The 11,431-nt window shown below is 38.0% G+C and carries 8 protein-coding genes; 3 read left to right on the top strand and 5 right to left on the bottom strand.

All coding sequences use genetic code 11. The annotated features are described in order from the left end of the window. The first annotated feature begins 223 nt into the window (after positions 1-223). Entirely contained in the window at positions 224-760 is a 537-nt protein-coding gene (pyrR, locus tag VB711_RS03780) for a bifunctional pyr operon transcriptional regulator/uracil phosphoribosyltransferase PyrR (RefSeq protein ID WP_416233552.1), read from the top strand. A 101-nt stretch (positions 761-861) separates the two neighbouring features. On the opposite strand, the gene VB711_RS03775 is transcribed toward pyrR, so the two are convergent. From VB711_RS03775 to VB711_RS03760, 4 genes are all read right to left on the bottom strand, one after another. Continuing rightward, the gene (locus tag VB711_RS03775; protein WP_323284373.1) at positions 862-2,748 is read right to left on the bottom strand and encodes a response regulator; all 1,887 of its coding nucleotides are present in this window, start codon (positions 2,746-2,748) and stop codon (positions 862-864) included. A gap of 17 nt (positions 2,749-2,765) precedes the next feature. Then, complete coding sequence (locus tag VB711_RS03770; protein ID WP_323284372.1) at positions 2,766-3,212, bottom strand: response regulator; 447 nt, start codon at positions 3,210-3,212, stop codon at positions 2,766-2,768. A gap of 111 nt (positions 3,213-3,323) precedes the next feature. After that, positions 3,324-5,420 (bottom strand): sensor histidine kinase, encoded by a 2,097-nt coding sequence (locus tag VB711_RS03765; protein WP_323284371.1) that lies wholly within the window; start codon positions 5,418-5,420, stop codon positions 3,324-3,326. Between the two features lie 443 nt (positions 5,421-5,863). Next, the gene (locus VB711_RS03760; RefSeq protein ID WP_323284429.1) at positions 5,864-6,301 is read right to left on the bottom strand and encodes a CAAD domain-containing protein; all 438 of its coding nucleotides are present in this window, start codon (positions 6,299-6,301) and stop codon (positions 5,864-5,866) included. A gap of 480 nt (positions 6,302-6,781) precedes the next feature. Here VB711_RS03760 and VB711_RS03755 point away from each other — a divergent pair, with 480 nt between their 5' ends. Beyond that, positions 6,782-8,455, top strand: coding sequence for a sensor histidine kinase (locus VB711_RS03755; protein WP_323284370.1), 1,674 nt, complete (start codon positions 6,782-6,784; stop codon positions 8,453-8,455). 160 nt (positions 8,456-8,615) lie between these two features. Here the strand turns inward: VB711_RS03755 and VB711_RS03750 are convergent, their stop codons facing one another. Next, positions 8,616-8,927, bottom strand: coding sequence for a type II toxin-antitoxin system ParD family antitoxin (locus VB711_RS03750; protein ID WP_323284368.1), 312 nt, complete (start codon positions 8,925-8,927; stop codon positions 8,616-8,618). A gap of 125 nt (positions 8,928-9,052) precedes the next feature. Between VB711_RS03750 and pcrA the strand changes: the two genes are divergently transcribed. Continuing rightward, a complete protein-coding gene (pcrA, locus tag VB711_RS03745; RefSeq protein ID WP_323284367.1) occupies positions 9,053-11,383 on the top strand; it encodes a DNA helicase PcrA in 2,331 nt (776 codons plus the stop codon). Positions 11,384-11,431 lie beyond the last annotated feature (48 nt).

Here is an 11,431-nt window from a genome sequence, read left to right as displayed (position 1 = left end):
TCATTCTATGGAGGTGAACGATTTTCCTGTGGAGATGAACGATTTTCCTGTGGAGATGAACGATTATTCCATGAAAATGAACAATAATTTCTGCCTCCTGACTCCTGACTCCGGTCACTGAGCGTAGCCGAAGTGCTGCCTCCTGACTCCTGACTCCGGTCACTGAGCGTAGCCGAAGTGCTGACTCCTGACTCCTGACTCCTGACAAACCCTACTTATATCTATGTCTACCAAAGTAGTACAAATTCTCTCATCAGAAGAACTACGTCGTACCTTGACTCGTATTGCTTCTCAGATTGTGGAAAAGACCCGTGATTTGTCCCAATTGGTTCTGCTGGGTATTTATACTAGAGGTGTCCCTTTAGCTGACTTATTAGCACGTCAGATTGAAAACCTCGAAGGTATTAACGTGTCTGTGGGATCTTTGGATATTACATTTTATCGGGACGATCTGGACAAAATTGGTTTAAGAACTCCAGCAAAAACTGATATTCCTTTTGATTTGACGGGGAAAACGGTTGTACTTGTAGATGATGTGATTTTTAAAGGTAGGACAATTCGTGCTGCTTTAAATGCAGTCAATGAGTATGGTAGACCAGAGGTGATTCGGTTAGCTGTATTAGTAGATCGAGGTCATAGAGAAGTACCAATTCACCCAGATTTTATTGGTAAAAAACTACCTACAGCTAAAGAAGAAATTGTGAAAGTTTACCTACAAGATTACGACGGACGAGATGCCGTGGAATTGCTTGGTAATTAAAGGCAGGAGGCAGGGGGCAGGGGGCAGGGGAAGCAGGGGAAGCAGGGGAAGCAGGGGAGGAATAATTAATTTATCACCAATCACCAATCACCAATCACCAATCACCCATTCACCGTATTAATAGTTTGCAAGAGTTGATTTGCTGTGTAAGGTTTACATAAAAAGGCTTTTACACCTAAATCATAAGCTGCATTTACTTTATCGCTGGTTACTAATCCACTGACAGCAACAATTTTGACATTTGGGTTAATTTTTTGGATTGTGCGAATGGTAGTTAGTCCATCCATACAAGGCATGACTATATCTGTTAAAACTAGAGATATTTGATCACGATGTTCGACATATAAGGCTATGGCTTCAATTCCATCACGGGCGATAATTACTTGATAGTTATATCTTTCTAGGGATGTTTTGGTAATTTCACAAATGTCGGGTTCATCATCTACGACCAAAATTAACTCTCCGTTGCCGGAAATTAAGGGTATCTCTGGGTCTTCTATGTTTTCTGTTTCATCTTGTGCTGGTAAATAAATATTAAATTGACTGCCTTTTCCTTCTTCACTATAGACATTAATAAAACCATTATGACTTTTAATAATTCCTAATACTGTAGAAAGTCCTAAACCTGTGCCTTGTCCAAGTTCTTTAGTAGTGAAAAATGGTTCAAAGATTCGATCTATGATTTTGGAATGGATGCCAATGCCTGTATCGGTTACGGTTATGAGAACATAATGATTTGCTTTAGCTTCTATGTGCATTCGAGCATAATTTTCGTCAACTAGAAAATTTTCGGCAGATATTTTTAATGTTCCACCATTGGGCATGGCATCACGGGCATTTACACATAAATTCATTAATACTTGATGTAGTTGAGTTCCATCACCAAATACTGTCCAAAGATCGGGTGAAATTTGAGTAAAAATTTCTATTGATTTAGGAAAGGTTTCTTTGGCAATTTGTTGAATTTCGATGATTAAATGTTTGAGTTGGAGGATAGTGCGATCGCCATCTAAACCACGGGTAAAAGATAATACTTGTTTGACTAAATTCGCTCCCCGTTTGGCATTATTAATTAAAATGGGTAAAATTTGGCGCGATCGCTCGTCTTTTATTTGCGATTCTAAAAGTTGAGCAGTCATTAAAATCGGGGCTAAAACATTATTTAAATCATGGGCAATTCCACTAGCTAAAGTTCCTATACTTTCTAACCGTTGAGTGCGTAAAAATTGGGCTTCTAGTTGCTTTTTCTGAGTAATATCAGTGTTAACTACCAGAATTGATTGAGTTTTATGACCAAACTCGCGCACTAAAGTCCAACGACTTTCGACAATAATTTCCTGGCCAGATTTAGTGATTTGATAGAGTTCTCCTTCCCATGAACCATGTTTCATTAACATATTCAAAGCTTCTGGCAACTTCGATAATTTTTTTTCTTGCCAGAGTTCCTGTGTCTTTTTTTTCAAAGCTTCCTCGGTTTTCCATCCATATAAACCTTCAGCAGCTTTATTCCAAAATAGGATTTGGTCATCTAAATCACTAACATAAATGGCATCCGTAGCAACATTGAGTAAAGCGGCCTGTTGGCGGATTTTGTGTTCTGTTTGTTTGCGCTCAATAGCGTAGCGGATAGAACGTTCTAATAGAGGTGCTGTCAGTTGGCTTTTTTCTAAATAATCTGCTGCTCCCGCTTTCATCGCTTCCAAGTCTATTTCTCGATCGCCTTGACCGGTCAATAAAATTAAGGGAGAAGTACAACCATAAGCAACCGCTTCCCGTAGCAGTTCTAAGCCATTATTAGCCCCTAAACGGTAGTCGATTAAATAGACATCATGTTGAACCAGTGCGATCGCTTGTCTTGCCAATTCATAACTTTCCACCCATGTCAACTCACAGCCAGTAACCTGAAATTCACTAAACCAATCACGAGTTAAAATATAATCATCTTCATCATCATCAATTAACAAGACTTTAATTGCCTGATTATCCATTTTTTTCCTCCCATTGCTCATAATGGCAGTTTGACAATTTCAAACCAGTATTTTCCTAAAGTTTTCATCATCTCTACTAAAGAAGTAAAATTTGCTGGCTTAATAATGAAGGAATTTGCACCCAAGTTATAAGTATTAACTATATCTTCTTCTGCACTAGATGTTGTCAGTATGATAACGGGAATTTGCCATAATTTGGGGTTACTTTTAATCTCTTTCAGTACCTCAGTTCCGTCTTTTTTAGGCATATTTAAATCCAACAAAATTAAACTAGGTCTTGGTGCTTTATCAATATCAGTATATAAACCACGGTGATATAAATAATCCATTAATTCCTCACCATTTTCCACGATATGTAATTCAATAGGCAATCGACTTTCAGCTAAAGCTTCACGAACTAATAAGCCGTCTTCTTCATCATCATCAGCCATTAAGATGGTGACGGTTGCTTGCCGACCATTCACTGTGGATTATCTCCTTTAGATTAATTATTTAATTATCATAAATGATCGCGCACATTTTTATCATTAACACTATTTTTGTGTGTGCTGGTAATCCTCCTATAGGAATAAATTTTATAAATGAGAATTAATTGGTAATTTGATGATGAATTTTGACCCTTTTCCTGGGTAACTTTGGGCTGTAATACTACCTTGATGACGTTCAGTAATTTTCCGGCAAATGGCTAGACCGATACCTGTACCTTCGTATTCACTGCGACTGTGCAGACGTTGAAAAACATTAAAAATCCGATCAAGATATTTTTCTGAAAAGCCAATCCCATTGTCTTCAACGATGATTTGACAAACTTCTTCAGTCACAGCAGAATTATCAGATGGATTGTTTAAAAACTGACTATATATTTTGACAATAGGTGGTTCATTTGGACGATGGAATTTGAGGGCATTACCGATAAGGTTTTGGAATAATTGTCGCATTTGTAGAGGATCGGCTTTAATGATGGGTAAAACCCCTACTTCTATATGTCCCTGAGTATGCTGAATCCGCACTTCTAAATCAGATAAAACTTCTTGAGTAATTTGTGCCAAATTGACCATTATAAATGGTTGCGCTTTGGTAGTAACTCGTGAAAGGGTTAACAAATCTTCTATCAAAGTTTGCATTCTTTGGGTCGCATTGTGCATCCTTGCTAAATAATCGCGTCCTTGTTCGTTTAAGGCATCTCCACAGGTTAATTGTAAGCGATCGCTAAAGGTTTGAATTTTACGCAGTGGTTCTTGTAAATCGTGGGAAGCAATAAAGGCAAATTGTTGTAGTTCTTCGTTGGAACGGATAAGTTCTTGGCGTTGATGAGTTTCCTGTTCTAAAATCAAACTCTGAGCTAAAGCAATACTAATTTGATCGGCAAGTTGGCGTAAAAGTCCTATTTCCCAATTAGTCCATTGTCGGGGATGGAGACATTGATGGGCAATAAGTAATCCCCAAATTTGATTTTTGATAAAAATCGGGACAACAAGGTGAGCTTTCACCCCAAATCGCTGGAGAAATTTTATATAATCAGGTTTAATTTGTGCTTGTTCAATATTGGTAATTGAGCTAATTTCTCCTTGATGATATTTGGTAATGTCATTTTCTCCAAAATAGGCATGAGTAATGTTTTGTCCTAAAATTATAGGTAAACCGGGAACAACAGCTTCTTTAACTGCTTCAAATAAACCATTCTTATGTAGTTGCAAAATTAAAACTCGATCTGCTTGCAGGAGTTTTTGGACTTCGGTAACGCTAGTTTGGAGAATTTCATCAATTTGTAGAGACTGACGAATTTTGAGCGTGATATTAGCGAATAATTGCGATCGCAAGTTTTGCCTTTGTAATTCTGCTTGACTGCGTTTGCGATCGCTCATATCCATCATCGCTCCAATCATCCGCACTGGCTTTCCTTTTTGGTTATGAACAACATAGCCCCGATCAAAAATGTAAATATAAGTCCCATCCCTACGCAAAAAACGGTATTCATTCGACCAAAATTGTTTACCACTATCAATTACAGTCCGCATATCTGCCGCGATTCGCTGTCTTTCTTCGGGATGTATTCGTTCACGCCACCAAACAATATCAGGCTGGATTTGTTCTATGGTATAGCCAAAAAGTGTTTCTACAGATGGATTCCAGCACACCTGATTAGTTACTAAATCCCAATCCCACAATACATCATTAGTGGCACGAGCAACTAATACGGCTAAAGAATAACGTTCTTCAGTCTTTTTTAGTGCTTCTTCTGTCTGTTGACGTTCAATAGCGATCGCTAATATGTTAGCAATACTTTGTAAGAAATAAAAGTTATCGTTTAGTAAATTTTCCTGGTTGTTAAATTTTACTTTTAACACACCAAATGGCTGCTTTTTTCCATGAATTACTACACTTATTCCATCATTAATTTCATTAGGTTTGTAAATAGTGTCATCTGGAGGAATAAATATATAGTTAGTTCTTCCTTTTGCTCTATTTACTCCTGTTTGTAATATTAAATCATCACAATCTGAAAGTTGTTTAAAAATCTGGCAAGACTCAATTTGTAAACTTTCGGCAACGAGCATCACACAATTATTTAAAAGGGAAGTTAATTCTGTTTCTACCAATGCAAGTTGACTGAATTGTGTTAGTTTCTGTTGCTGACTATGGTTTTTCAGTTCCTCTTCTATTGTATCCATAATAAATTCAGTAAGAGTTAAAAACTTGAAATTGGTAGATTACCACAATCTTCAATAAGTTTTAGAGGGAACTTTTAACGGGTAATAGGGAATAGAAAAACGAGTTACGGATAAAGAAGAAACGAACCACAGAGGACACAGAGGACACAGAGAAATAATTTTTAGTATACATCTTAGCCCCCTCCTCGCTTGCGGGGAGGGGGGTGGGGTTCTTGTTCCAGGTTTGATGACAATTTGCTGTAAAAACATGATATTGAAGTAATGACACTTTTCGCTGATCTTTAAACTCAAAACTAAAGTTTCTTATCTGTTCCCTATTCCCTATTCCTACTTTTGCTTAATAATTTACCCTCTCCTTAACCAAGTCTAATTGGAAATAGAGAGGGTAAATTTAGCAGTTAAGAACGTTTTAATTTTCTCTTGGAGGTAACAACAATTAGATGTTAAGATTCTGAACCATCTTGACCAACTACTTGTGATTTAAGAGTTGTAATTTCACTGGTTAACTCTTGTCTGGTTGAGGCTTTGAGTAAATAACGGTAAATAAACCAAACTGAGTAACCAATACCAATCAATTCAAAAGTAGGTGCTACTAAGGGAATATCATTGAGGGCATCCAATACTGCCAAGAGTACCTTAACTGTGATTACTGCTGTCACAATTAGACCGACGCTAACTAGAGGCTGCTTGTATTGGTTGAAAAAACTACCTATATATTCAGGTAATGTGCCTAAAAAGCCAGAAATTTGTTGACCGTATTTTAACCATTGTTCTTGAGACTGAACAGGAGGCTGAAGTTTGGTAATAGTTCCTGTTTGGGTGTTAATCTCTGGGATTGTGGTTTCTTTGGACTTGGTTTCTGTGTATTCTGGTTCTTGCATTTTCACTTCCATGTTTTGACAGTTGAGTTTTTTATCGGGACAATTACAACTAAAAGGCTGTTGAGTAGGCAATTGATTTTTGCTTCAGCGCAATTGTAAGCATTCAGTTTAGGCTACAAATAGCTTTTTGTATCCTATAACCTTAATTATCCCGTCGCCTCTACTGCAACAACTACAAGGTAGAAAGTCCGTAGAAGGATAGAATAAAGTACAAATTAGGCAAAAATCAGTTTACCTCTCATGTACACAAGCCTAAACGCCGATTTTATCTGATATTTAAGCTATTTTAAAGTCCGGCTACAGATTAATTTATCAGAAGATTATGGATAGATGCTGGATATAGGGTTAGGAGCTAAGATAACGCTGTTGACTGACTTGATTGATTTTAATCACTTTTAGAGCGATCGCTACCTTACCGCAGGTATAGCACAAGTTAGACTAATTTAGTGATTTTGGTAGGAGGGTAAGGAGATTGAAAGAATGCCAGATCAACAACCAACTTTGCTTGATAGCAGTTCAGAAGAACTCTCAACCGGGGAATTTTCCGTACAGGGGAAACTTCATAGCAGTTCTTGGCGGATTCATCAAAAAATCGGCTATGGTTACTTTATGGCGATCGCTATTGGTTTTTTTGGTTCTTTGACTGGATTGGTGCTGGCTAACTACTACCGGGGTAGAGAAATCAGACAATTTAATCAAGCCAGTGAGCAAGGACAACTTTTAGCTAATTATCGAGATGCGGTGGTAGGAGCGCAATTGCACAGTTTTAATTTAGTTGCTGTATTGGAAGATGCAAAACAGCTACAAAAAAAGGAATCTGATTTTCTCAATTCTATCCAAAAAGCACAAAAATTAGAACAACAAATAGCTGGGTTCATAGATAGTAAACCTCAACGGTTGGCGGTTTCACGGGCAATTTTACAGAAGCTATTACAGGATTACTCTACAAATTTAAAATCCTATATTCAACAAATAGAGGCTGTTTTGCAGCAACTTGACTCATATCCGGTGAGTTTAGAGCAGTTTGCGTCAGCTAGAAAGCAGTTGTTAGCAATTATGCGTGGTGAAACTGCGGTAAAACTAGATCATCTCTCGGAACAATTGACGACGATTTTGCGGATTGCTCAAGAACAGGAATATGAGAGATACAGGGATGTAGAGCAAGCTAAGGGTGTAGAAAGGTTGATGGTGATTATGAGTATGCTGGTATCTGGAGCGATCGCGGCGGTGATTGCTTGGCGTACCAGTCGAGCGATCGCTGAACCTGTGATCACTGTAACCCAAGTTGCTGAACAAGTGGCAAGAAAGTCGAATTTTGATTTACGCGCACCGGTCAATAGTGATGATGAAATTGGTTTACTAGCTAAATCGCTCAACCGGCTGATTGAAAGAGTCTCTGAGCGCACCAAGGAACTACAACAAGCCAAGGAACTAGCCGAAGCTGCCAGTTCCGCCAAAAGTTTGTTTTTAGCCAACGTCAGCCACGAATTACGCACCCCCTTAAATGCGGTAATTGGGTTAAGTCAACTCTTGCAAGATGACGCTACCGATTTAGAATTAACACCTGATTTTATCACAGACTTAGAAACAATTAATTCTGCTGGTAGACATTTACTCGCATTAATTAACGACATTCTGGATTTATCAAAAATTGAAGCTGGAAAAATGAATCTTTATCCAGAAACATTTGAAATTTCGACTTTAATTAACAATGTTGTTCTCACAGTCAAGCCAGCCATTGAAAAAAATGGTAATACCTTGATAGTCGATAGCGATCGCCAACTAGGAACAATGTATGCTGATCAAACTAGAATGCGACAAGTATTATTAAACTTACTCAGCAACGCCGCCAAATTCACCACCAATGGACAAATTACCCTAACCATCAAAACCGAAAAAAAAGAACCATTTGATTTTATTAAATTTACCGTCACCGACACCGGAATTGGAATGTCTTCCCATCAACAAGAAAATTTATTTCAACCATTTATCCAAGGAGATACATCCACAACAAAAAAATATGGCGGCACTGGTTTAGGACTAGCCATTAGCCATCACTTTTGTCAAATGATGGGTGGTGAAATCATCGTTAATAGTCAACTTGAAATCGGTTCTAGCTTTACAGTGCGTTTACCCTTAACAGTGCAAGAATAAATTGGATTTTTCCAAGCTATTGCCAATTGTGAAAAAGTCTCCCTTATAGCATCAAAAAAACTCAATGCCGCATTAAAATTACTCTGGGCAATATAAGCAAACTGTTCGTCAACGTCAACACTAGCTTTTGGTCTAATTACAATTCGTCTAGTCATTGCTATTATTTGCGGATTCTTTCAAGAAGTTGGGTGCGTTTTTGTTCCCACCATTCATCCGTAATTTCAATTGCTTCACCGCTATCTAAGCCTTCTAATAGTAATGTTTCTATTCGTGCTTGTGACACTTTTTCTAATTCTTGACGAATCAAGTGTCGAATATATTCACTTGTGGTGCTGTAGCCACCTTTTTCAACCTGTTCATTGATAAAGTCCCGCATAGAATCGGGAAGAGAAATATTTACTGTAGTCATAGCTAATAATTTTTTATCTTTACTGATGATTTGATTATGGCAAATATTGTCAATTTTTGTCAAATATTTTTGTGGCTGTGGGGGGGGTGCGATAGCGCAAGCTGTGTTTCGATCACTTACAATGCGTCAGTCCTAATTTAATAGCCTAGAATTGTATGTATTGATTCTCTTTTTTGTAGCCTGGGCTAATGACAACAAGCACTGACTTTCTCAACCACCTTAACCCCAATCAACGCCAAGCCGTAGAACACTACTGCGGACCCTTACTCGTCGTTGCTGGTGCTGGTTCTGGCAAAACTCGAGCGCTAACTTATCGCATTGCTAACTTAATTCTGACCCATCGTGTTCATCCCGAAAATATTTTAGCGGTGACATTCACCAACAAAGCCGCACGGGAAATGAAAGAGAGAATCCAAAAGCTATTTGCTGAACAACTAGCAATTAGTCAACATGGTAAAAAGTTCGATTTATTACCAGAATACGAACAAACACAATTGCGATCGCAAGTTTATAAAGATACTATCAAAAACCTGTGGTGTGGTACATTTCACAGTTTACTTTCCCGTATTCTCCGCTTTGATATTGAAAAATACACAGACGAAAAGGGACGACGCTGGAATAAAAATTTCTCTATTTTTGATGAATCCGATGTCCAAACTTTAATAAAAGAAATTGTTACTAAAGATCTAAACTTAGATAATAAAAAATTTGAACCTAAATCAGTCCGTTACGCCATCAGTAACGCCAAAAATCAAGGCTTATCTGCCCAAGAATTTGAAAACGAACAACCAAATTATCGCGGTAGAGTCATTGCCGATGTTTATAATCGTTATCAAGAAAAACTAGCACAAAATAACGCCCTAGATTTTGATGATTTAATTCTTGTTCCTACCCGCTTATTTCAACAAAATCAACAGGTATTAAATTATTGGCATCGCAAATTTTGTCATATTCTCGTAGATGAATATCAAGACACCAACCGAACTCAATATAATCTAATTCGTCTATTAGTTACCAATGGCGAAAATGATAAAAATGCTTGGAAATGGCAAAATCGCTCAGTTTTTGTAGTTGGGGATGCTGACCAATCAATATACAGTTTTAGAATGGCAGACTTCACCATTTTGTTAGAGTTTCAACAAGACTTTGGTGATGGTTTAGCAGATGATGATACCCGCTCAATGGTCAAATTAGAAGAAAATTATCGCTCCTGTGAAAATATTCTCCAAGCAGCTAACGAATTAATAGAAAATAATACCCAACGCATTGATAAAATTCTCAAAGCCACCAGAGGAGCAGGTGAAGAAATTTATTTTTATAAAGCCGATGATGAAATGGCAGAAGCAGAATTTGTCATCAATCAAATCCGCACTTTAGAATATCAAAATCCTGAGATAAATTGGGGTAACTTTGCCATTCTTTATCGGACTAATGCTCAATCTCGACCCTTTGAAGAATTATTAGTTAAATATCAAATTCCTTACACAGTAGTAGGAGGAATGAAATTTTATGACCGGAAAGAAATCAAAGATGTGATAGCTTATTTAAGAGCGATCGCTAACCCAGCCGATACAGTCAGCTTATTACGGGTTATTAACACCCCCCGGCGAGGAATTGGAAAAGCCACCATAGACGCTTTAATGAACGCTTCCCAGCAATTAAGTACAACCCTGTGGGAAATATTAAGTGATGAAACCTCAGTCAACACCTTAGCTGGACGTTCGGCCAAAGCTGTAAATAACTTTGCAGCCATGATTCAAAAAAGTCAAACACAAATTACACAAGTTCCTGGTTCGGAAATTTTGCAAGGAATTTTAGAAGATTCTGGTTATATCCAAGATTTGCAAAATCAAGGTACAGACGAAGCCGACGATAGAATCAGCAACGTAAATGAACTTTATAACGCCATACTGCAATTTCAAGAAGAAAACGCCGGTGAAGACGTTTCCCTACAAGGATTTTTACAAAGTGCGGCCTTAGCTTCCGACTTAGACAACCTCAAAGAAGGACAAACCGCCGTTTCTTTAATGACATTACACGCCTCCAAAGGGTTAGAATTTCCCGTAGTCTTTCTAGTCGGCTTAGAACAGGGATTATTCCCCGGCTACCGTTCCCTACAAGATCCTCAAGCCTTAGAAGAAGAACGTCGTTTATGTTACGTCGGCATCACCCGCGCCCAAGAAAGGTTACACTTATCCCACGCTAGAGAAAGAAGATTATATGGTACAAGAGAACCAGCCATGCGATCGCAATTTCTCGACGAACTACCCCAAGAACTATTAACAACTCGCCAAAAAACAAGTCGCAGCTTCACTAAACCCGCCACAACAACCAGTGATAAACAACAAAAAACCGAGAATTGGCAAGTAGGCGATAGAGTTTTGCATAAAAGCTTTGGTATTGGCGAAATAAGCCATATTTTCGGCGAAGGAAACAAAATTTCCGTAGCCATTAAATTCGCCAGCTTAGGACAAAAAATCATAGACCCCAGAGTAGCCCAACTACAAAAACTTGATTAAGAAAGATTAACCATGAACATTAACCTTGTACCCGTAAATATTCCTGGT

Origin of the sequence: Cronbergia sp. UHCC 0137 (assembly GCF_034932285.1) — a bacterium.
GTDB lineage: Bacteria > Cyanobacteriota > Cyanobacteriia > Cyanobacteriales > Nostocaceae > Cronbergia.
This window is presented reverse-complemented; position numbering and strand designations above follow the sequence as displayed.

Coding starts and splice junctions, on each gene's coding strand:
- pcrA (WP_323284367.1), top strand. CDS start 9,053: ATGACAACAAGCACTGACTTTCTCAACCACCTTAACCCCAATCAACGC.
- VB711_RS03760 (WP_323284429.1), bottom strand. CDS start 6,301: ATGCAAGAACCAGAATACACAGAAACCAAGTCCAAAGAAACCACAATC.
- VB711_RS03775 (WP_323284373.1), bottom strand. CDS start 2,748: ATGGATAATCAGGCAATTAAAGTCTTGTTAATTGATGATGATGAAGAT.
- pyrR (WP_416233552.1), top strand. CDS start 224: ATGTCTACCAAAGTAGTACAAATTCTCTCATCAGAAGAACTACGTCGT.
- VB711_RS03765 (WP_323284371.1), bottom strand. CDS start 5,420: ATGGATACAATAGAAGAGGAACTGAAAAACCATAGTCAGCAACAGAAA.
- VB711_RS03755 (WP_323284370.1), top strand. CDS start 6,782: ATGCCAGATCAACAACCAACTTTGCTTGATAGCAGTTCAGAAGAACTC.